Source organism: Cupriavidus sp. GA3-3, from assembly GCF_000389805.1.
GTDB classification, from domain to species: domain Bacteria; phylum Pseudomonadota; class Gammaproteobacteria; order Burkholderiales; family Burkholderiaceae; genus Cupriavidus; species Cupriavidus necator_D.
Genome location: NZ_KB944497.1, coordinates 31,979 through 53,751 on the forward strand (window position 1 = coordinate 31,979; position 21,773 = coordinate 53,751).

A 21,773-nucleotide genomic window follows, 5' to 3' on the forward strand; every position below is an offset into this window, starting at 1 on the left:
GACACGTGTAACGCACGTTTTGCGGATAGCATCGCCTGCGCTCCGCAGAAGGTGCTTCGCGCGCAACACGGGTGCCTTGCGGTAATCCTCTCTCAGGAGGCCGCTCGCATGGGTATTCGCGACAACCTGCCTTTTCCCGCCCGCACCGTCACGGTCTCCGGCCCCGCCTTGCCGGATATTCTCGGGCAATCCCCCTTCACCTTCGTGCGCCTGGAGGGCAAGGAAGGCGTCTGCGGCCTGTTCGAATACGACATCGAACTGAAGACGCCGGACAAGGCCTACAACTTCCACGGCCCGGAAGGCAACTTCGACTTGCGCGAGATGAACGGGCGCGAGCTGACCGTGCATGTCGAACTCGACGGCATGGGTACGGGGTTGGCGGGACGCATTGGCGCAGGCACTCGCGAGATCAGCGGCATTGTCGATCGTGCCCGCTACCTGCGCGCCGAAGGGCGGCACTTTGTCTACGGACTGACCCTGCGTCCCTGGCTGTGGATCGCCTCCCAGAACCGGAACAGCCGCGTCTTCGAGAACCGCACCGACATCGAGATCATCGAAGAGGTCCTGTCTGCATACTCCTTTCCGGTTGAGCGCAGGCTCGACGTGGCGAAATACCCCAGGCGGGTCTACCGCACCCAGTGCGACGAGAGCGATTACACCTTCATCGCCCGCCTCATGCAGCACTGGGGAATATCGTGGTTCTTCGAACACTCGGAGAGTAAGCACCGCCTGGTTCTGGTCGATCACGTCGGCGGTTACTTCAACATGCCGAGCGAGGCGTATCAGGCGCTGGAAATCCATCCGCCTGGCGCCCGGGTCGATCAGGAACACCTCGATGCCTTCTCGGTTGTCGATGCCGTGGTCGCAGGCAAGTACACGACCAATGCCTACAGCTTCACCCAGCCACGCGGCAACCTGAGCGCCAGCAGTTCGGACCCGCGGGACACGGGCCTGAACACTGGCGCGCTGCATCAGGAGGTGTACGACTTCCCCAGCGAGCACGCCCAGCCCGCCACGGACAACCGCCCGTGGGACGAAGGCGACATGATCGCCCGCATCCGCATGGAGGAGATCCGTTCGCGCGGCCTGCGCTGCTTTGGCGCCGGCAACCTGCGTGCCGTGGTGCCCGGCTGCACCATGCACGTCAAGGGACACCCCCAGCACGCCGCCAACCGCGAATACGTGGTGCTCAACACCAGCCTCAGGCTGGAAGACGTGGCCGAAGCCTCTGGTGAAGGCCAGCGGTGGCACTGCCGGGTGGAATTCGAGTGTCACCCCACCCATGAGGTCTTCCGTCCGGCACTGAGCATCCCGTGGCCAGTGGTCACTGGCCCGCAAAGCGCGACGGTAGTTGGCCCCGAAGGCCATACCGTATGGCCCGACCGCTTCGGGCGCGTGCGCGTGCAGTTTCCGTGGGACCGCTTCAACAGGATGTCCTGCTGGGTACGCGTGGCGACGCCATGGGCGGGTTCGCAGTACGGCCAGGTCAGCATCCCGCGCATCGGCAGCGAAGTGCTGGTGATGTTCCTGGACGGCGGTGATCCGGACAAGCCCATCGTGATGGGCGCGGTGCCGAACAGCCTCAACATGCCGCCGTGGCAGCTACCGCATCAGCATGCGCTGACCGGCATTCGCAGCCGTGAGCATGACGGCTCCAGCAGCGGTCATCTGGTGTTCGACGATACCAAGGGGCAAATCCAGTCCCAGCTGTCCTCGGACTACCAGCGCTCGCAACTGAGCCTGGGCTACCTGAGCCGCATCGAGGACAACCGGGGTCGCCAGGATCATCGGGGCAACGGCTTCGAATTGCGCACCGATGGGCACGGTGCCGTGCGCGGCGGCGATGGCCTGCTGATCAGCACCGAGCCCCGACCCGATGCCAGGGCGCACCATAAGGACATGGGCGAGACGGTTGACCGGCTGCAGCAGGCCCAGCATGCCCACGACACCATGGGCCAGCTCGCGCAGCACCATCACGCGCAGGATGAGGAACAGCAGGACGTCGCCAAGGCGCTCAAGGCCCAAGATGAAGAAATCCGCGGTTCGGGCGAGGTCAATGGCGAGTTGACCGCGCCTCATCTCGTCCTTGCGTCGGCAGCAGGATTGGCCGCGACGACCGCCAAATCCACCCAATTGCACAGCGGCGAGCATCTGGCTGTCACGACTGGCAAGCATGCATCCATCGTCAGCAGCGGCGGCATCTTTGCCAGCGCGGCGCGACGGATTGCGCTGTTCGCGCACAGCCTCGGCATACGGCTGGTGGCCGCCACGGACCACATTGCGCTCGAAGCGCAGGATGGCGACATCAAGGGCACCGCCAAACGCAACATTCATTTCCGCGCGCTTGGCGACATCGTTTTCGAGGCCGACCAGGGCATTCTGTTCAAGGTCGGGCAGACCTATATGCGCGTGACTCCCTCGCAGATCGTCGAGGGCATGGGCGGGGTAAGACAGATTCACGCGACCGATTTCAGTGTCGATGGCCCGGATGGCATGAACCCCAGCGCCCTGGCGCTACCACAGAGCGATTTCGATCAGGAGGTGTACTTGCATCTGCCCGACGGCTCGCCCGCCAGGAACCGGAAATTCCGGCTGAGGCAATCCGACGGCAACGTGATCGAGGGCCTCACCGGCCCCGATGGGCTGACCAAGTTCCAGCAAAGCCAGGGCGCTGAAAACATCATGATTCAGATTCTGGAGTCCGCAAGTGGCCACTGATCGCATCCATCTGAAAACCGGCGAAGAGATCGGCGGACACGCCGGAGCCGTCGTTGCACTCACACCTTCGACCGACACGCGCCGCGCCAGTCTGCCGGTGCCGCCTGACAAGGTGATTCCGGTCATCTTCCTGCCGGGCATCATGGGGAGCCACCTTCGCATGAGCCGGAAGCGGCAGGAAGATCTCAAGCGCGACGACAACATTGCCTGGCGGCCGGATGACACTGGGGACACGCTTGCCCGCCGCAACGACTCTCCGGGTCGCCGGCAAATGAACTTCGATCCCGATGAAACCGAAGTGGACCGTTACGAGATCACCGAGGACGCCGGAAAGTTCGACATGACCGGCGAGGAAACGGTCAATTCCGACAAGCGGCACGCCAACGTCCCCAATGGGCTGCCCGATATCGGCTTGCTGATGAGCGCGCCGTTGCCGCCTGCCGCCGAGCAGTGGAAGGCCAAGCGTGGCAAGCACGAGGCCACCGCCGCGCAGAAGGCCCGCTGGCGCGGCTGGAGCGAAGTCATGTTCGAGACCTACGGCGAGGTGATCAAGCTGATGGAGGCTCACCTGAACGACATGCTGGTGGCCGGGGAACTCTCGCCGACCTGGAAGAAGGGCAAGAAGGTGGAAGTGCTGGGCGTCAACCCCGCCTATTGGGGCGGCGCCGGCGATGCGCTGACCGAGGCCGATGTCCTGCGCGTGGCGAACTGCTGGTATCCGGTCTACGCGATGGGCTACAACTGGCTGGAAAGCAATGGCACGTCCGCAAAGAAGCTGGCCAGGCGCATCGACGAAATCATCGGGATGTACAAGGCCAACGGGCGGCAGTGCAAAAAGGTGATCGTCGTCACGCACTCGATGGGTGGCCTGGTGGCCCGCGCCCTGCTGCATCCGGACTACGGCAACGCGCAGGACAAGATTCTCGGCGTCTACCATAGCGTCCAGCCCGCGCTCGGCGCCGGGGCGGCCTACAAGCGCGTGCGCACAGGGTCCGACGTGCAGGACAATCTGGTTGGGAACATTGCCCGCAATGTCATGGGCAGAACAGGCAAGGAAGTGACGGCGGTATTTGCCAATGCCTCGGGGCCGCTGGAGCTGCTGCCGACCGCCTCCTATCCGCGAGGATGGTTGCGTCTGCAGACCGGCGACTACCGGCAGGCCATGGCGCTGCCGATTGCATCGGATGCACCACTGAAGGCGTATCTGAGCGATCTGGACTTGCATCAGAAGCTGGGCGTGGACAAGCCGGCGCCGCCGATGGCGGTGGGCGATCCGGTCTACGACATCTACACGCGCAATCCTCAGGCATGGTGGCGGCTGTTGAATCCGGAATGGATTAATCCGGCAGATAAGGATCTTAGAGGGGCGGAGCCGTACGCACTTGCGAAGAAGCGGATTGCCGCCGCGCAGCTTTTCCACAAGAACATCAAGGACCTGTACCACCCCACGACCTATGCCAGCTACGGCGAGGACAGTTCGCAGAAGTCCTACGGCAGCGTGACCTGGCGGGCGGAGACGGCCGATCTCGCGCCACATGGCGACCCACTCACGTGGACCATCGAGAGCGAGGATGCCGAGGGCCGCATCGTGGTGCGCACCAAGAGCAGACAGCCGCTGACACTGCGCCTGGAGCCACCAATTGACGCAGGTGACCAGACGGTGCCTGCCAAGGCGTCCGCCGAAGCCGTGCGCGGTACGCTATTCCGGCAAACTGGCTACGAGCATCAGGGCAGCTATCAGAATGACCAGGTGCTGGCGAGCGCGCTGTATTCGATCATCAAGATTGCCAACACTGCGACATGGTGGGGCCAATGACCCGCCGCGGCTTCACCAAGGTCTTGGCTGGCCTGCTGCTCGCGGGCTGCCAATCGTTTGCGTATCCGGAGAACAAGATGTCGGAACCCGTTGCGCTGTCGCCGCGCCTGCAGACCCTTTTCGCCAAGACCAAACCGGTGTGCTTTGGCCGCTATGTGATGGAAGTCCCGGTCGAAGCCGAGATGCTGTGGGGATTCCGGGAGTTTCCCGGCAAGATTATTACGCACGTCGGACAAGCGGAGCGCTTGAAAGAACGAGCGGAGTCATTTCGTCGCGAGATCCTTAGTAAAGATCGAACTGCCAAGATTAGCTATTTTGGTCAGGCGGCGACTTCGCGAAGCTGGGAAATTCGATATTTTGAAGACCAGCTCTCGATCGACTACGGGGTGGAAATGAAGCATACCTTCGTAGCATCTGGTTCGAATCTGTTCGAGTGGTTTACTGGTGGCGATAAGCTCGCCCCCTTAGTGCGTGGCATACGGGCACGCGACAACGCAGAAATCCCCACGGCCCCCGGCGTCTGCATCGACCACGGCTTCGTCGCGGACGCGTCCGGCAGCTATCAGGAAATCTTTGGCGCAGGAATTCGGCTGCCCAGCCTGCCCGATGTGAGCTTTTCCGTGGACTCCAACAAGCTGGCCAGCGTGGACGGCGAACCTGGTCTGCTGACTTCGATTGCCGAGCAAAGGAAGTACCTGGGTAGCCGCTACCCGAAATTGACGACCCTGCGCGAGGGCAAGCGCACGGTCGGCGTCTGGCAAGGGGAAGAATCGCTGGTCCGCCGTGCGGATGGCACACATGACTTCGAGTGGGAAGCTGTTGGCAGGGAGCGAACGACGCTGCATCCGGCAGTGATCGGCGCCAAGATGTACACCAAGGTGGCGGCCAATCGCATCGGCGCTGCGGATCAGGCATCGCTGACGGACGAAGAAGCTGTAGCCCTCTGGGACAGGCTGCTGGATGGTGTGCGTTTCCGCGTGAACGCACCGCCGACGCAGACCGGCGATCCGGTCACGGTTCGGTCGGGCGAAACCACCCCGCTGTCCGGCATCTGGCGCGCCTCGCTTCCGCCCGGACACCCTCAGGCGGATTGGGTGGCCAGCAAGTCCGGCATCCTGCGGCAAAAAGGGATGCCGATGATCCGCTTCGGGCTTTCACCATCCGACGAAGCGCTGGTTGTCTGGACGTGGATGGGCGAGGCCAGCACATGAGCCCCCGCCGCATCATCACGGTCGGTGACATGACAGATCGCACAAACACTACAAGATGGGAGGAGCAATGATCCACCGCGCCTTGGCCATCATCAGCATGACTGCCCTGCTGATGGTGGGCGGCCAATCGTATGCCGCGCCGGAGAACGGAAAGTTGGAATCCGTAGCGATGTCACCGCGCTTGCAGACCCTCTTTGCCAAGACCAAGCAGGTTTGCTTTGGGCGCTATGCGATGGAGGTCCCGGCGGAAGCTAATCTCGGGAGTGGTGCCCAATACTTTAGTAGGGAACGTTCTACGCTGCACCCAGCTTGGATCCACGCGAATATGCGAACAGAGGTCGTCGCTGCGGACATGGCATCGCTGAGCGACGAGGAAGCCATTGTCCTTTGGGACAAGCTACTGGAAGGCGTGCGTTTTCGAGTCAACGCGCCGCCCACCCAAACGGGCGATATGACCGACCACAATGGCGTGGTGGCCACGGGTTCCCCCAAAATACAAGCGCCGTAGCGCGGCTGCATGACGAGGTGGACTGCCCAACAGCCGCGCCCGCCAAGCGCGTCCGCTAACTATCCAAGACCTCCCCCAACAACCGACTATTAGGCCAGTTCCCATCAACCGCCAATTCCCTGGCAACATCCCTGAGCGTTTCCATCACAGCCAGCGTCGCCCGCGACGGCGGCCGCGCGGCCGCATAGCCGATCATCCGATGCAACTCCAGCCCACGAATCGGCAAGGCCTGCAGACGCTGCGCCTGCAGCTCGTCGCGTATCGCCGCGGCAAAGTGCACGGTCCAGCCGAACCCGCGCACCACCAGACGCCTGGCCACCTCGATTGATTCGACCTCCATCGTGACTTGCAGCTCCACCCGCTGGCGCGCCGCCAGCGCTTCCAGCGCCAGGCGCACGCCTGACTTGGACACCCCGGTCAGGATCAGAGGCAGGCCCTGCAGCTGTTCAATGTCCACAGGCCCATCCCCCAGCGACGCAGCGCCCCAGGGGCCGATCGCGCACAGGCTTTCGGCAACCAGCGGCACTACCGAGACCCCGGGGCTCGACACAGGCCCGCTCAGCAGCCCGACGTCGAGCGTGCCTTGCAGCAACGCATCCTGTAGCGCGGGCGCAAAGTTCTCGACCAGTCGCAGCCGGATTTCCGGATAGCGCTGGCGCAGCGCCTCGGCCAGCGGGATGAACAGCAGCGGCGCCAGCGCCGGGGTCAGTCCCAGCGCCACCAGCCCGCGCGGCGAGGCCGCCAGGTCGGCGATGTCGACCTTGACCTGGTCGGCATAGCGCAGCAGGAAGGACGCGCGGTCCAGCAACACCAGGCCTTCCGGCGTGGGCGTGGCGCCGCGCACATGGCGTTCCAGCAGTCGCACGCCCAGCTCTTCCTCGAGCAGCCGGATCTGCCGGCTCAGCGCGGGCTGCGCGATGTGCAGCGCAGCCGAGGCGCGGCCGAAGTGCTGCAGCGTGGCCAGCACCTTGAAATAGCGAAGCTGTCGGAGATCCATCGTCATGCCTCAGGGTAGGTGCCTTATCGTGCAATCGATTGCACGATAAGGCACAAAGAAGCGGAGCCATATGGCGGCCGCCTTACAGGGGCCGGGTTGATGCCCGCACCACAAGCTCGGGAGTCAGCAGGGTCCGCGCCGTGGTGGCGATGCTGCCGTCGAGCGCGCCCAGCATCAGCGCCGCCGCGCGCGTGCCCATCTCGTAGAACGGCACGCGGATGGTGGTCAGTGCCGGCGACACCGCGTGCATCAGCAGCATGTCGTTGTGACCGACCACGGACAGGTCCGACGGACAGCTGCCGCCCGCCGCGCGCACGGCCGCATAGCAGCCGAGCGCAAGGAAATCATTGGCGGCCACGACCGCGGTGATGCGCTGCCGCCGCGACAGCAGCTGCGCGCACGCGGCCTGGCCGGCGTCTTCCGTATAAGCCGGCGCACGCTCCACCGGGCATTGGGACGCGGACAGGCCCAGGTCAGCCACTGCCTGCAGGAAGCCCGCCTCGCGTTCATGCCCGGTCGACAGGCTGGATGGCCCGGCAACATGCCCGATGCGGCGGTGGCCCAGCGCATGCAGGTGGCCGACTGCCAGCGCCATCGCCTGGCGGCTGTCGCCGACCACGCTCGACACGCGCCCCGCATCGTCGCTGCGGTTGACCATCACAATGGGCACGCCCTGCGCCAGGCAGTGCGCCACCACGGGGTCGTTGCGCTCGGCGGTGGCCAGGATCAGGCCGTCCACCTGGCGCGCCAGCAGCTGGTCGACGATAAAGGTCTGGCGCGCCTTGTCGCCGCCGGCATTGGCCACGATCGGAATATAGCGATGCCGGGACAGGGCGTTCTCGATGCCCAGTACGATCGGCGGGAACACCGGGCTGCCGATGTCAGGCACCACCACGCCGATGGTGCCTGAGCGCCGCGTGCGCAGTGCCGCCGCGATGCGGTTGGGCGAGTAGTGCAGGTCCTGTGCCGCCTTGAGCACGCGCGCCACCAGTTCGTCGCCGATGCGGTGGCGGGTCTCGGGGTTGAGCACGCGCGACACGGTCGAAGGATGGACGTCCAATGCCTCGGCGATCTGCTTGATGGTGGGTTTGCTCATCGCTGTCGTGCCATGTGCGGCAGGCTGCTTGCCATACCTTCTGGTTATCGGGATGCCGCCAAAAAGTGGATTGGACGCCGGGCTGCGGCCATTCCTAGAATCGGCCTCGATGCCGGCCAGCTTCGCGTTTGTTGTGCAATCGATTGCATTGTAATCTGCTGACCAGGCGATGCCAAGTCGCAGATCGACCCGGACCAGAAGGACATCAAGGACAAGGAGAAGCACATGAAAGGAGCGGTTTCGCTCGCCGGCAGGGCGCCGGTGTACCAGGAGTTTGACGATCCCACCCCGGCGGGCGGGCAGGTGGTAGTTGACGTAGGCGCCGCGGCGCTGTCACGGCTGGATATGGCCATTGCCGAGGGCCGGCATTACATCAAGCCGGCGGCGGGCAGCTTTGTCGTCGGGCGCGAGGGCGTGGGGCGGCTTGCGGATGGACAACGGGTCTACTTCAACGTCAACGCACCGGTCGCGCCGTTCGGCTCGATGGCGCAGCGCGCGCTGGTGGATCCGGCGCTGACCTTCCCGGTGCCGGACGGCATCGATGACGAGCGCGCCGCCGCGCTCGGCAACGCCGGCCTGGCGGCATGGCTGCCGCTGTCGTGGCGGGCGCGCATGCAGCCGGGCGAGACCGTGCTCGTGCTCGGCGCGACCGGTATCTCGGGATTGCTGGCGGTGGCCGCGGCAAAGCTGCTGGGTGCCGGCCGCGTGATCGCGGCAGGGCGCAATGTGCAGGCGCTGCAGCGCGCACGCCGGCTTGGCGCGGATGCGGTGGTGCCGCTCGACCAGCCCGGCGACTTGCTGGATGCCTATCGCAACGCGGCCGACGGCAACGTCGACATCGTGCTGGATTACCTGTGCGGCGCGCCGGCAGAGGCCGCGCTGCTGGCGCTTGGCCACGGCGGGCGGCTGGTCCATATCGGCACCACGGTGGCGCCCACCATTGCCTTTGCCGGCGCCGCGGCACGCAAGGCGTGTTTCGACATCATGGGCTTTGCCTACTACCACGCGCCCGTCGCGGTCCAGGCGCAGGCCTATGCCGAGCTATGCCGGCATACCGCGGCAGGGCGCATGGAAATCGATATCGTCACCGCGCCGCTGGAGGATGTCGGGCAAGTGTGGGCCGCGCAGGCCAGGGGCGCGCGCCAGCGTTTCGTGCTGGTGCCCTGAGTCGGCAGGGGTTCTTGCCAAGCGGCATCGAGCGATGCCGTTTGGTCATGACGCCGGAAAAACAAGCCCGGCCGGATCGCCGCGTCCGCGCATGGCGCCGGACTGGCGACCGCCAGCACTGCCACGATTGCGTGGACATCCAATGCTGGCGGTCGCGTGACCTGAATGAACTACGGAGCGAGCACGTCAGGGTCCGCGGCTTCGGCGCCAAGTTGCAGGGCGCCGGGCGGGCAGGTTCAACATCTCCGTGAGTCGAAAGAGGTTCAGGGCAAGGGCGGCTTGGGCAGGCGCGTCTCCCCCGGTTCGAGTTTCAGTTCGACATCGAGACGGAAGCCGCCGCCATCGACCGGCTCAAAATCGCGCAGCAGCGAGCCGACGGCGCCAAACGCCGCGTCGCTGAAGGCAAAGGGATCCAGGGCATCGAAGATCTGCGTGGTCAGTACCTTGTGCCCTGGTGCGATGGCGATGAAGTGAAGATGGGCCGGGCGCATGTGGTCGCGGTTCTGCAGGGCCAGGAGGTCGCCGCAGGGGCCGTCGATCGGGACGCCATAGCCTGAGGGCCGCACGCTCTCGAACCAGAAGCGCCCGTCGGCATCGGTCTCGAACGCGCCACGCAGGTTCATGTCCTCCTGGTGTTCGTCCTGGTTCTCGTACAGGCCGCTTGGCGCCGCCTGCCATGTCTCGACGCGCGCGCCGGCGATCGGCGTGCCGTCGATCGACACGACGCGTCCCTGCACGAACAGCGGATCGCCCGTGGTGTCCGGGGTTGCGATGTGCGCGCCGTTGGCGCGAACCGGCTGGTTCGCACGCCAGAACGGGCCGATCAGCGCGGGCTCGGTGCCGCCGGCTGCAAGCACGGCCTTGGCATCCATCAGAAGCACCAGCGTGGCAAGCCCGAGAATATCCGCCAGCAAGATGCCCTCGTGTTTTTTCGGTCCGGTGGCCTGGCCGATGCGGACCATGAAGTCCAGGCCATGGTGGAGTTCCTCATAGGTCAGTTGGACCTCTGACGCGAAGGCGTGCGCATGCCGGATAAGCGCATCAAGAATGGTCCTGGTGCGCGGGTCGTGTGTCCCGGAATTCGCTTTGAGCACGGCCTTCAGCAGTGCCTCGGGGGTGGCTGGAATCGATTGCGCGTTCGATGCGGAGGGCGCGAGCGCGCTTTCTGCGGAGGCAGATGTCATGATGGTCGGCTCCTGATGATTGAAAGAGTGGATGTTGCCTGGCGAGGAGACGGACATTGGCGCCCGGTCTCAGTCGCTCTGGATACGTGCCTTGTTCGCGACTTCGGCCCGGCGCGGGACATTTTCCGCGACCCGCGCAGCGAGTTCTGTGGGCTGGCACAGCCACGGCCTCGAAGCCGAGATCGCGCGACTGTTGCCGCACTTCGCTGCTCGGCAGGATGCGACGGACGTACAGGTGGCGGCTCGGGTGCGCCTGCCGGAGCAAACAGCGCCTGTATGGTCTCGGAACGATAGCCCGGAAAGCCGGACTCGGCCAAGGTCGGAATCTGCGGCAGCCCAGGCCAGCGCCGAAGGCTACCGGGCGCAAGCACCCTGAGCGACCCGGCGGCCGTCTTCAGTCTGCGGCGCGGTGTTCCGCCTTGTCCGCTTCCGTTTCCGTGATGTAGCCGTCCTTGCCGTAGACGAGACCGGTGGCCTCGGCTGCCTTCACTACGTCCGGGTGCCAGGCAATGCGGCCGCACTCCTCGTCGGTGCCGCCGACCACCGAGTACACGACCAGGGCGTGGTCGTTAGGGTTGCGGAACCCTCTCATCACGCCGATCGGGCAGGAGATCACATCCCACTGGTTCAGCATCAGCGAGTACTGGCCCTTCTCGCCCCAGATGACTTCCATCTGGCCATTCAACGGGCAGAACACTTCCTCGGTCTTGTGCGCGTGCAGGCTGGCGCCTTGCCCGACCGGGATTTCGATAAAGGTCACGCCGAAGCGGTGGTTACCCGGAATCGCCGGCTCGACGCCTTTGTTCTCGAGCACGCCGCGGTTCATGATCTTGTAGATGTTCTTCTTCATGCCGGGCAGGCGGCTTTCGATGAAGGTCTCACCGTAAGGTTTGACCTTGCCCCAGCGCGCGATGCGGGTGGCTTCCATTTCCTGAGGAGTGGGATCCATGCTGATTCCTTGGTGCAATGAAGTTGGGAGAACGAGAGGGCGATCGCCTTCTGTCCGTGCAACTTTAAGAAGCGCCCAGCGATTAATCCATTACCATTTTTCTCGCGACTCGATAACATTTCGGTATCGAGAACTTGCAAGACTTCGGTACTTTGTCGTGACGGTATCCTGCCGGCCGATGGAATCTTCTCCCTTCAGGGAGTGGCCTGATGCTTCAGCCTTCCGCGCCGCCGCGCGCCAGCCGCGCGGCGGCGCGCAGGCTGCGCACGATGCGGTCGAAGGTGGCGGCTCGCGCGTCGTCGGTGCGCTGGCGCAAGGCGAAAGACGGGTGGTAGGTGGCGATGACAAGCCGTCCCTCGTGCTCGACTGGCGTCTCCATCATTCCAGCCAGGGACACGCTCTTGCGGCCCAGCACCGCACGAGCCGCGGTGGCGCCAAGCGCGACCACGACCCTGGGCCCGACCTTCTCCAGTTCGCGCTCCAGCCACAGGTTGCAGGCCTCGATCTCCTGCTGTGCCGGCGACTTGTGCAGCCGGCGCTTGCCGCGCCATTCGAACTTGAAGTGCTTGACCGCATTGGTCATGAAGAGCTTGTCGCGGTCCAGCCCCGCGCTGGCCAGTGCTTCGTCCAGGAGGTGCCCGGCCGGGCCGACGAAGGGGGAGCCCTGCAGGTCTTCCTGCGCCCCCGGTTGCTCGCCAACCAGCATGATGCGCGCATGGGTGGCGCCGGCGCCGGGCACGCCCTGGGTGGCATTGCGCCACAACGGGCAACGCCGGCATTGGTTCAGTTCATCGCGGCTGACGGGCAGCTTCCTGTGCTCGGGCATGGGGGCACGGCGCGCTGTGCTGCTGTCGGTCTCATCCGGTGGCAGCTTCGGTCGCCGATTCTTCAGCGTCGGCCATGGCCGCGGATGCCGCATGGGGCTGGGCGCCTGGCTCGGCGGCGCGGATGCGCAGCACGGTCTGGCGTGAAGTGCTGAAGCGCCGCGCGGTCTCGCTCACTGAATTGCCCGCGGCCAGCGCGTTCAGGATCGCATGGCGCTGTTCAGGCGTGTGCTTGGGCGGGCGGCCCACCTGACGTCCCATGGCCTTGGCCGCGGCCAGGCTCTCGCGCACGCGCACGCTGCGGGCGGCGCCTTCCAGCGCGGCGACCGCACGCAGCACCTCGACCGCCTCCGGCGGCGTGGTGTTGGCCAGGTCGTCACGGGACAGCTGCACGCAATACAACGCCACCCCCAGCAGGCGGAAGCGCCGGATGGTGGCCAGCACCTCGGGCACGCTCCAGCCCAGGCTGCACAGCCGCAGTGACACGACCGAGTCGGCCGGCTGCACCTGGTGCTGCAGCGCGCGCAGGCGCGGGCGCTGCAGCGCGGGCACTGACGCGGGCTCTTCTTCCCAGAAGGCATGGCGCGCATCTACGCCATAGCCGGCCTCGCGCGCGGCTTGTAATTCGTCCATCATGGCCGGCTGGCCATCGGCACAATTGGAGTAGAGGAATGAGGTCGGCATGGTGGTGATGAACGGCGCGGACGCGCCGTCCGGTATCGGTTGCATTTCGGACAGGGATACTCCTGTTTCGGCTTACTGCGCCACGCCGCAAATTTCATGCCGCGCTTGCCCTGCACAGGGCAAAGGTGAGGGGGCTCCCAAGGCACGGTATGCAGGCAAATGAAGCCGCGGCAAGCCTGGTCCGACCGACGCGGCGCTGCGGGCACAATTACAAGGCTTCGCGCAGGAATTGCAACGACTGGCAGGTGCGCTGCCTGCGCTGGGGCGGGCACGGAATCTGCGTTCTCCCCAGCGCAAAGCCGGAGCGCCGGCAAATCCCACCAGGAGAAAGCCGTGGACAAGTCGAAGATTCCCGCAGACCAGGCCCAGGCCCTCGGCGCATTGATGGACGACCATCGCGCTGTCAAGAAGCAGTTCAAGGCGTTCAAGGACACTGAAGATCGCGACGAGAAGCAGGCGATCGCGCTGGACGTGTGCCACCAGCTCACGGTGCACGCCACCATCGAGGAGGAGATCTTCTATCCGGCGCTGCGCGGCGTCAGCGACGAGATCGACGACCTGCTGGACGAGGCCGAGGTCGAGCACCAGGTGGCGAAGGACCTGATCGCTGCGATCGAGGAGGATCCGGCCGGCGACAAGCTCGAGGCCAACTACACGGTGCTGTCAGAATACGTTGCCCACCATATCGAGGAAGAGGAGGGCGAGCTGTTCAAGAACGCGATCAAGGAAAAGGTCAACCTGCGCGACGTGGCACAGGCCATGGCGGCGCGCAAGGAAGAACTGATGCGCGAGACCGCTTGACGCGCCTGCGCCCGGGCCAGGCCGGGCGCGGCTCTTCAGCGGATTTGAAGGAGTCGCACAATGCGGCGCGTCCCGCGCCCGCGGGCGGGGCGTTACCATCACGCGGTCATCACCCGCCGTACCGCAACTGCCCCATGACCTTTGTCGTGACGGATGCCTGCATCCAGTGCCGCCATACCGATTGCGTCGAAGTCTGCCCGATGTCGTGCTTCCACGAAGGGCCCAACTTCCTCGCCATCGACCCCGACCAGTGCATCGATTGCTCGATGTGCGTGCCGCTGTGCCCGGTCGGCGCGATCTACTCGGAGCATGACCTGCCCGAGGACCAGCGCCATTTCATTGCCCTCAATGCCGAACTGTCGCGGCGCGCTGACTGGCTGCCGTTGCTCAAGGCCAAGGGGCCGATCCCCGGCCATGAGCAATGGGCCGGTCATCCTGACCGCCTCTCGTTGCTGGAGCGCTAGCGCGCCTCAGCGTAATCCGGGAACGCTTCTTCCAGCGTCAGCACGGTGCCGGTCAGCGTGCCGTCGTAGCCGGGCAGTGCATTGACGCGCTGGCGGAAGGCTTCGCTGGTAAGCGCGTCCACCGCGCCGGCCAGTGCCGCGCTGCGCAGCTTGGCGCGCTCGATCGCAAAGAAGTAGCGCTCCTTGATCACCGGCACGAACGCCAGCCCGAAGCGCCGCGCCGCGGTTTCCACGCCAAAGCCCACGTCGGCCATGCCGCTGCCGATATACGCGGCCACCGCGGCGTGGGTGAATTCACCGTTGCTGTAGCCCTCGATGCGGGCCGTGTCGATGCCGCGCGCGGCCAGCATCAGGTCCAGCAGCAGGCGCGTGCCCGAGCCCACCTGGCGGTTGACGAAGCGCACCTCGCGCCGGGTCAGGTCTTCCAGCGTGTGGATGCCAAGCGGGTTGTCCGGCCGCACGAACAGTCCCTGGCTGCGCACCGCCAGGTGCACCAGGCAGTGGGTGTCCGGCTTGAGCCAGGTGGTGAAATGCCGCCACATGCCGTGCTCGAACTCGCCCACCGGCACATGGAAGCCGGCGATATCGCAGGCGCCTTCGGCCAGCGCCGCCACGGCCTCGACGCTGCCGCAGTACTTCAGGTCGTGCCGCACCTGCTGCTCGTCGAGGAAGTCGCGCAGCGCCGCCACCGCGAAGCCGTGGCTGGCATGCAGCCGCGCCGTGGCTTCGGGCTGGTCCATCAGCTTCTTCAACTCGATCTCCAGCTCGGACGCCAGGCTGTCCAGCGTCGGCGACAGCCGCGCGCCGATCCGCTTGCTGGCCCACACCAACTGCTGCGCCAGCGGCGTCAGCGCGCTGCCGCGCCCGCGGGTCTTGTCGATCAGCGGGCCGCCGAACAGCGCCTCGGCATCGCGCAGGATGCCCCAGGCGTAGCGGTAGGACAGCGATACCGCCTGCGCCGAGTGGCTGATGCTGCCGGATTCCTCGATATGGCCGAGCAGGGCCACCAGGCGGGACACGTCCAGGGCCTCGCCACCGGGGCTGGCGTCGTCCCGGATCTGCAGGTGCGGGTGGATCGAGATGCGAATCATATGTAGAAAATAGCTTATTGAAGGGCCGCTGTCACTCTCATATAGTCCTTCAAACGGGAAAAAACGGCGACGTCACAGCCCGTAAATAGGAAAAAAATAGCATATAAGAGGCCGCGCTGCCGATCTGCGCAACGCCTCACAGGAGACGCTATGCCAGATATTTCCCCCCACGCACCGGCATCCGCCGACGCCACGCGCATCGCCGCCATCGTGGCCGCGCGCCAGGACATGCCGGGCGCCTTGCTGCCGATCCTGCATGAGATCCAGGACACACAGGGCTATATCCCCGACGCCGCCGTGCCCGTCATTGCCCGCGCGCTGAACCTGTCGCGCGCCGAGGTGCACGGCGTGATCACCTTCTACCACCATTTCCGCCAGCAGCCGGCCGGGCGCCACGTGGTGCAGGTCTGCCGCGCCGAAGCCTGCCAGTCGGTCGGCGCCGAAGCGCTGGCCGAGCATGCGCGGCGCGCACTTGGCTGTGGCTTTCATGAAACCACCGCGGACGGGCAGGTGACGCTGGAGCCGGTTTATTGCCTGGGCCAGTGCGCCTGCGGCCCCGCCGTGATGGTCGGCGAGCAGCTGCACGGCTATGTCGATGCCAGGCGCTTCGACGCGCTGGTGCGCTCGCTGCGCGAATCGTCCGCGGAAAAGACCACGGAAGCCGCGGAGGCACAGGCATGATCACGATCACCACCATCTTCGTGCCGCGCGATTCCACCGCGCTGGCACTGGGCGCCGACGACGTCGCCCGCGCCATCGCGCGTGAAGCCGCGGCGCGCAACGAGCACGTGCGCATTGTGCGCAATGGCTCGCGCGGCATGTTCTGGCTGGAGCCGCTGGTCGAGGTGCAGACCGGAGCCGGCCGCGTGGCCTATGGCCCGGTCAGCGCCGCAGACGTGCCGGGGCTGTTCGACGCCGGCTTGCTGCAAGGCGGCGAGCACGCGCTGTCGCAGGGCGTCACCGAAGAGATCCCCTTCCTGAAGCAGCAGGAGCGCCTGACCTTCGCCCGCGTCGGCATCACCGATCCGCTGTCGCTGGACGACTACCGCGCGCATGAGGGCTTTGCCGGCCTGGAGCGCGCGCTGGCGATGCAGCCCGCCGAGATCGTGCAGGAGGTCACCGACTCCGGCCTGCGCGGCCGCGGCGGCGCGGCGTTCCCGACCGGCATCAAGTGGAAGACCGTGCTGGGCGCGCAGTCCGCAGTCAAGTACATCGTCTGCAATGCCGACGAGGGCGACTCGGGCACGTTCTCCGATCGCATGGTGATGGAAGACGACCCGTTCATGCTGATCGAAGGCATGACCATTGCCGCGCTTGCGGTGGGTGCGGAGCAGGGCTACATCTACTGCCGTTCCGAATACCCGCACGCGATTGCCGTGCTGGAAAGCGCGATCGGCATCGCCAACGCCGCCGGCTGGCTCGGCGACGACATCCGCGGCAGCGGCAAGCGCTTCCACCTCGAAGTGCGCAAGGGCGCCGGCGCCTATGTCTGCGGCGAGGAAACCGCGCTGCTGGAAAGCCTGGAAGGACGGCGCGGCGTGGTGCGCGCCAAGCCGCCGCTGCCGGCGCTGCAGGGGCTGTTCGGCAAGCCCACGGTGATCAACAACGTGATCTCGCTGGCCACCGTGCCGGTGATCCTGGCGCGCGGCGCGCAGTACTACCGCGACTACGGCATGGGCCGTTCGCGCGGCACGCTGCCGTTCCAGCTTGCCGGCAACATCAAGCAGGGCGGACTGGTGGAAATGGCGTTCGGCGTGACGCTGCGCGAGCTGCTGGTCGACTACGGCGGCGGCACGCGCAGCGGCCGCGCCATCCGCGCGGTGCAGGTGGGCGGGCCGCTGGGCGCCTACCTGCCCGAGTCGCGCTTCGACGTGCCGCTGGACTATGAAGCCTATGCCGCGTTCGGCGGCGTGGTCGGCCACGGCGGCATCGTGGTGTTCGATGAAACCGTCGACATGGCAAAGCAGGCCCGCTACGCGATGGAGTTCTGCGCGATCGAATCGTGCGGCAAGTGCACCCCGTGCCGGATCGGCTCGACCCGCGGCGTCGAAGCGATGGACCGCATCATCGCCGGCGAGCAGCCGGTCAAGCACGTGGCCCTGGTGCGCGACCTGTGCGACACCATGCTCAACGGCTCGCTGTGCGCGATGGGCGGCATGACCCCGTACCCGGTGCTGTCCGCGCTGAATGAATTCCCCGAGGACTTCGGCCTCGCCTCCAACCCAGCCAAGGCCGCCTGAGCCAGGTCCAGCAGAGACACGGGAGACAAACCGCCATGAACGCCCGCAACGAGATCGATTTCGGCACGCCCGCCAGCCCATCCACCGAACTGGTCACCCTGGAGGTCGATGGCGTCAGCGTCACCGTGCCCGCCGGCACCTCGGTGATGCGCGCCGCGATGGAAGCGCAGATCGCCGTCCCCAAGCTGTGCGCCACCGACAGCCTCGAAGCCTTCGGCTCGTGCCGGCTGTGCCTGGTCGAGATCGAAGGGCGCCGCGGCTATCCGGCATCGTGCACCACGCCGGTCGAAGCCGGCATGAAGGTCAAGACCCAGAGCGACAAGCTGGCCGACCTGCGCCGCGGCGTGATGGAGCTGTATATCTCCGACCACCCGCTCGATTGCCTGACCTGCCCGACCAACGGCAACTGCGAGCTGCAGGACATGGCCGGCGTGGTCGGCCTGCGTGAAGTGCGCTACAACGACGGCGGCCCGGAAGCTGCGCCGATCGCGACCCACACGCAGATGAAGAAGGACGAATCCAATCCTTACTTCACCTACGACCCCTCCAAGTGCATCGTCTGCAACCGCTGCGTGCGCGCCTGCGAGGAAACGCAGGGCACCTTCGCCCTGACCATCAGCGGCCGCGGCTTCGATTCCCGCGTCTCGCCCGGAACCAGCCAGTCGTTCATGGAATCGGACTGCGTCTCGTGCGGCGCCTGCGTGCAGGCGTGCCCGACCGCGACGCTGACCGAGACCTCGGTGATCAAGTTCGGCCAGCCCTCGCACAGCACCGTGACCACCTGTGCCTATTGCGGCGTGGGCTGTTCGTTCAAGGCCGAGATGAAGGGCAATGAAGTGGTGCGCATGGTGCCGTACAAGGACGGCAAGGCCAATGAAGGCCACGCCTGCGTCAAGGGCCGCTTTGCCTGGGGCTACGCCACGCACAAGGACCGCATCCTCAAGCCGATGATCCGCGCCAAGATCACCGATCCGTGGCGCGAGGTGTCGTGGGAAGAGGCGATCGACTATGCCGCGTCGCAGTTCAAGCGTATCCAGGCCGAGCACGGCAAGGACTCCATCGGCGGCATCGTGTCGTCGCGCTGCACCAATGAAGAGGGCTACCTGGTGCAGAAGCTGGTGCGCGCAGCCTTCGGCAACAACAACGTCGACACCTGCGCGCGCGTGTGCCATTCGCCGACCGGCTACGGCCTGAAGCAGACCCTGGGCGAATCGGCCGGCACGCAGACCTTCAAGTCGGTGGAGAAGGCCGACGTGATCATGGTGATCGGTGCCAACCCGACCGACGGCCACCCGGTCTTTGCGTCGCGCATGAAGAAGCGCCTGCGCGCCGGCGCCAGGCTGATCGTGGTCGATCCGCGCCGCATCGACCTGGTCGACTCCCCGCATATCCGTGCCGACTATCACCTGCAACTGCGCCCGGGCACCAACGTGGCGCTGGTGACCTCGCTGGCCCACGTGATCGTCACCGAAGGCCTGCTCAACGAAGCTTTCATCGCCGAGCGCTGCGAGGACCGCGCCTTCCAGCAATGGCGCGATTTCGTCTCGCTGCCGGAGAACTCGCCGGAGGCGATGGAAAGCGTGACCGGCATTCCGGCGGAACAGCTGCGCGGTGCCGCACGCCTGTATGCCACCGGCGGCAACGCTGCGATCTACTACGGCCTGGGCGTGACCGAGCATGCGCAAGGCTCAACCACCGTGATGGGCATTGCCAACCTCGCCATGGCCACCGGCAATATCGGCCGCGAAGGCGTGGGTGTGAACCCGCTGCGCGGGCAGAACAATGTGCAGGGCTCGTGCGACATCGGTTCGTTCCCGCATGAGCTGCCGGGCTATCGCCACGTGTCGGACTCGACCACGCGCGGTCTGTTCGAAGCCGCGTGGAATGTCGAGATCAGCCCCGAGCCGGGCCTGCGCATCCCCAATATGTTTGAAGCCGCGCTGGCCGGCAGCTTCAAGGGCCTCTACTGCCAGGGCGAGGACATTGTCCAGTCCGACCCGAACACGCAGCACGTGTCCGAGGCGCTGTCATCGATGGAATGCATCGTGGTGCAGGACATCTTCCTGAACGAGACCGCCAAGTACGCGCACGTGTTCCTGCCGGGCTCGTCCTTCCTGGAAAAGGACGGCACCTTCACCAACGCCGAGCGCCGCATCTCGCGCGTGCGCAAGGTGATGCCGCCCAAGGCGCGCTATGCCGACTGGGAAGCCACCATCCTGCTGGCCAATGCGCTGGGCTACCCGATGGACTACAGGCATCCGTCGGAGATCATGGACGAGATCGCGCGCCTGACGCCGACCTTCGCCGGTGTCAGCTACAAGCGCTTGGACCAGCTCGGCAGCATCCAGTGGCCGTGCAACGCCGACGCGCCGGAAGGCACGCCGACCATGCATATCGACACCTTCGTGCGCGGCAAGGGCAAGTTCATCATCACCAAGTACGTGCCCACCACCGAGAAGATCACGCGCGCCTTCCCGCTGATCCTGACCACCGGCCGCATCCTGTCGCAATACAACGTCGGCGCGCAGACGCGCCGTACCGACAACGTCTACTGGCATGCCGAGGACCGGCTCGAGATCCATCCGCACGATGCCGAGGAGCGCGGCATCAAGGACGGCGACTGGGTCGGGGTGCAGAGCCGTGCCGGCGACACGGTGCTGCGCGCGATCGTCAGCGAGCGCATGCAGCCGGGCGTGGTCTACACCACCTTCCACTTCCCGGAATCCGGCGCCAACGTGATCACCACCGACAACTCCGACTGGGCCACCAACTGCCCGGAGTACAAGGTGACCGCGGTGCAGGTGCTGCCGGTGGCGCAGCCGTCGGCGTGGCAGCGGGAGTACCAGGAGTTCAACGCCCAGCAGCTGCAACTGCTGGAAGCCGCCAGCGCCGACCCGGCGCAGGCCGTACGCTGAGCGGAGGGCCGCACCATGATGCGCTGCATGCAGTCACCGGAGGTGCATCCGGCCGCGGCCGGAGACGCCGAGCCGCCCACTCACAGCACCTTCGCCGTCAGCCGCTGGCGCCGCGGCGAGCTGATGCTGAGCCCCGATGAAGTGGCCGAGGAAGTGCCGGTCGCGCTGGTGTACAACGGCATCTCGCACGCGGTGATGCTGGCGACGCCGGCCGACCTGGAGGACTTCGCACTCGGCTTCAGCCTGAGCGAAGGCATCGTTACCCGTGCCAGCGACGTCTATGACATCGAGATCGACACGCGCGAGCACGGCATCGCCGTGCAGCTGGAGATCGCATCGGAAGCCTTCATGCGGCTCAAGGACCGCCGCCGCTCGCTGGCCGGGCGCACCGGCTGCGGGCTGTGCGGCACCGAATCGCTGGAACAGGTGATGCGCCTGCCGGCACCGGTGCGCAGCGATGCCAGCTTCCATACCGACGTGATCCAGGCCGCGTTCGTGCAACTGCAACTGCGGCAGGAACTGCAGCAACACACGGGTGCGACGCACGCTGCCGCATGGCTGCGTGCCGATGGCCATGTATCACTGGTGCGTGAAGACGTGGGCCGCCACAACGCGCTGGACAAGCTGGCGGGCGCGCTCGCCAGCAGCGGCGAGGACATCTCCAGCGGCGCGGTGCTGGTGACCAGCCGCGCCAGCTATGAAATGGTGCTGAAGACCGCCGCCATCGGCGCCGGCGTGCTCGCCGCAGTGTCCGCACCGACGGCGCTGGCCGTGCGGCTTGCCGAACAAGCCAGCATCACCCTGGCCGGCTTCGTGCGCGCCGGCGCGCACGTGGTCTATGCCCATCCCCAACGTCTGCAGCACGAAGCGAGCCTGGCATGAAGATCGACAACCTCATCACCATGGCCAACCAGATCGGCAGCTTCTTCGAGGCCATGCCGGATCGGGAAGAGGCCGTCTCTGATATTGCAGGGCATATCAAGCGGTTTTGGGAGCCGCGCATGCGCAAGGCCTTGCTGGGGCATGTGGATGCCGAGGCAGGGAGCGGGCTGCTGGACATCGTGCGCGAGGCGCTGGGGCGGCATCGGGCGATGCTGGAGTAGCTTGC

The 21,773-nt window shown here is 65.9% G+C and carries 19 protein-coding genes; 12 read left to right on the forward strand and 7 right to left on the reverse strand.

Features of this window, described 5'->3' with window-relative positions:
• The first annotated feature begins 108 nt into the window (after window positions 1–108).
• The 4 genes from C265_RS23275 to C265_RS32595 all read left to right on the forward strand — a co-directional run bounded on the left by C265_RS23275 (window position 109) and on the right by C265_RS32595 (window position 6,253).
• Complete coding sequence (locus C265_RS23275) at window positions 109–2,718, forward strand: type VI secretion system Vgr family protein (protein WP_010811228.1); 2,610 nt, start codon at window positions 109–111, stop codon at window positions 2,716–2,718.
• Entirely contained in the window at window positions 2,708–4,534 is a 1,827-nt protein-coding gene (locus C265_RS23280) for a triacylglycerol lipase (RefSeq protein ID WP_010811229.1), read from the forward strand. The genes C265_RS23275 and C265_RS23280 overlap by 11 nt, the downstream gene beginning before the upstream one ends.
• Window positions 4,531–5,745, forward strand: a complete 1,215-nt coding sequence (locus C265_RS23285; RefSeq protein ID WP_010811230.1) for a T6SS immunity protein Tli4 family protein — start codon at window positions 4,531–4,533, stop codon at window positions 5,743–5,745. The genes C265_RS23280 and C265_RS23285 overlap by 4 nt, the downstream gene beginning before the upstream one ends.
• A 67-nt stretch (window positions 5,746–5,812) precedes the next feature.
• Window positions 5,813–6,253 carry a T6SS immunity protein Tli4 family protein gene (locus C265_RS32595; RefSeq protein WP_010811231.1) on the forward strand — a complete coding sequence of 147 codons (441 nt, stop codon included), beginning with the start codon at window positions 5,813–5,815 and terminating at the stop codon, window positions 6,251–6,253.
• Window positions 6,254–6,308: 55 nt separating this feature from the next.
• On the opposite strand, the gene C265_RS23295 is transcribed toward C265_RS32595, so the two are convergent.
• Entirely contained in the window at window positions 6,309–7,250 is a 942-nt protein-coding gene (locus C265_RS23295; RefSeq protein ID WP_037025144.1) for a LysR family transcriptional regulator, read from the reverse strand.
• Window positions 7,251–7,332: 82 nt separating this feature from the next.
• On the reverse strand, window positions 7,333–8,346 hold the full coding sequence (locus tag C265_RS23300; protein ID WP_010811233.1) for a LacI family DNA-binding transcriptional regulator: 1,014 nt from the start codon (window positions 8,344–8,346) through the stop codon (window positions 7,333–7,335).
• Window positions 8,347–8,571: 225 nt separating this feature from the next.
• Between C265_RS23300 and C265_RS23305 the strand changes: the two genes are divergently transcribed.
• Window positions 8,572–9,513, forward strand: coding sequence for a zinc-binding dehydrogenase (locus tag C265_RS23305; RefSeq protein ID WP_010811234.1), 942 nt, complete (start codon window positions 8,572–8,574; stop codon window positions 9,511–9,513).
• 263 nt (window positions 9,514–9,776) lie between these two features.
• Here the strand turns inward: C265_RS23305 and C265_RS23310 are convergent, their stop codons facing one another.
• From C265_RS23310 to C265_RS23325, 4 genes are all read right to left on the reverse strand, one after another.
• Entirely contained in the window at window positions 9,777–10,697 is a 921-nt protein-coding gene (locus C265_RS23310) for a dioxygenase (protein WP_010811235.1), read from the reverse strand.
• Between the two features lie 394 nt (window positions 10,698–11,091).
• On the reverse strand, window positions 11,092–11,646 hold the full coding sequence (locus tag C265_RS23315) for a cupin (RefSeq protein WP_011614618.1): 555 nt from the start codon (window positions 11,644–11,646) through the stop codon (window positions 11,092–11,094).
• 214 nt (window positions 11,647–11,860) lie between these two features.
• A complete protein-coding gene (locus C265_RS23320; protein WP_010811237.1) occupies window positions 11,861–12,472 on the reverse strand; it encodes a UdgX family uracil-DNA binding protein in 612 nt (203 codons plus the stop codon).
• 31 nt (window positions 12,473–12,503) lie between these two features.
• Window positions 12,504–13,199 carry a recombinase family protein gene (locus C265_RS23325; protein ID WP_010811238.1) on the reverse strand — a complete coding sequence of 232 codons (696 nt, stop codon included), beginning with the start codon at window positions 13,197–13,199 and terminating at the stop codon, window positions 12,504–12,506.
• 288 nt (window positions 13,200–13,487) lie between these two features.
• Between C265_RS23325 and C265_RS23330 the strand changes: the two genes are divergently transcribed.
• Both C265_RS23330 and fdxA read left to right on the forward strand, forming a co-directional pair.
• Window positions 13,488–13,955, forward strand: coding sequence for a hemerythrin domain-containing protein (locus tag C265_RS23330; RefSeq protein WP_010811239.1), 468 nt, complete (start codon window positions 13,488–13,490; stop codon window positions 13,953–13,955).
• A 134-nt stretch (window positions 13,956–14,089) separates the two neighbouring features.
• Window positions 14,090–14,419 (forward strand): ferredoxin FdxA, encoded by a 330-nt coding sequence (fdxA, locus tag C265_RS23335; RefSeq protein WP_010811240.1) that lies wholly within the window; start codon window positions 14,090–14,092, stop codon window positions 14,417–14,419.
• On the opposite strand, the gene C265_RS23340 is transcribed toward fdxA, so the two are convergent.
• Window positions 14,416–15,510: a substrate-binding domain-containing protein gene (locus tag C265_RS23340; protein ID WP_010811241.1), complete on the reverse strand. Its 1,095-nt coding sequence runs from the start codon at window positions 15,508–15,510 to the stop codon at window positions 14,416–14,418. The genes fdxA and C265_RS23340 overlap by 4 nt on opposite strands.
• Before the next feature lie 150 nt (window positions 15,511–15,660).
• Here C265_RS23340 and C265_RS23345 point away from each other — a divergent pair, with 150 nt between their 5' ends.
• Genes C265_RS23345 through C265_RS23365 form a run of 5 tightly spaced genes read left to right on the forward strand, consistent with a single transcriptional unit; the run spans window position 15,661 to window position 21,768 of the window.
• Window positions 15,661–16,191, forward strand: coding sequence for a formate dehydrogenase subunit gamma (locus tag C265_RS23345; protein WP_010811242.1), 531 nt, complete (start codon window positions 15,661–15,663; stop codon window positions 16,189–16,191).
• Window positions 16,188–17,750 carry an NADH-quinone oxidoreductase subunit NuoF gene (locus C265_RS23350; RefSeq protein WP_010811243.1) on the forward strand — a complete coding sequence of 521 codons (1,563 nt, stop codon included), beginning with the start codon at window positions 16,188–16,190 and terminating at the stop codon, window positions 17,748–17,750. Before C265_RS23345 ends, C265_RS23350 begins: the two co-directional genes overlap by 4 nt.
• 35 nt (window positions 17,751–17,785) lie before the next feature.
• Complete coding sequence (gene fdhF / locus C265_RS23355) at window positions 17,786–20,665, forward strand: formate dehydrogenase subunit alpha (RefSeq protein WP_010811244.1); 2,880 nt, start codon at window positions 17,786–17,788, stop codon at window positions 20,663–20,665.
• A 15-nt stretch (window positions 20,666–20,680) separates the two neighbouring features.
• The gene (gene fdhD / locus C265_RS23360) at window positions 20,681–21,547 is read left to right on the forward strand and encodes a formate dehydrogenase accessory sulfurtransferase FdhD (protein WP_010811245.1); all 867 of its coding nucleotides are present in this window, start codon (window positions 20,681–20,683) and stop codon (window positions 21,545–21,547) included.
• Complete coding sequence (locus C265_RS23365; RefSeq protein ID WP_010811246.1) at window positions 21,544–21,768, forward strand: formate dehydrogenase subunit delta; 225 nt, start codon at window positions 21,544–21,546, stop codon at window positions 21,766–21,768. Before fdhD ends, C265_RS23365 begins: the two co-directional genes overlap by 4 nt.
• The last annotated feature ends 5 nt before the right edge of the window (window positions 21,769–21,773 follow it).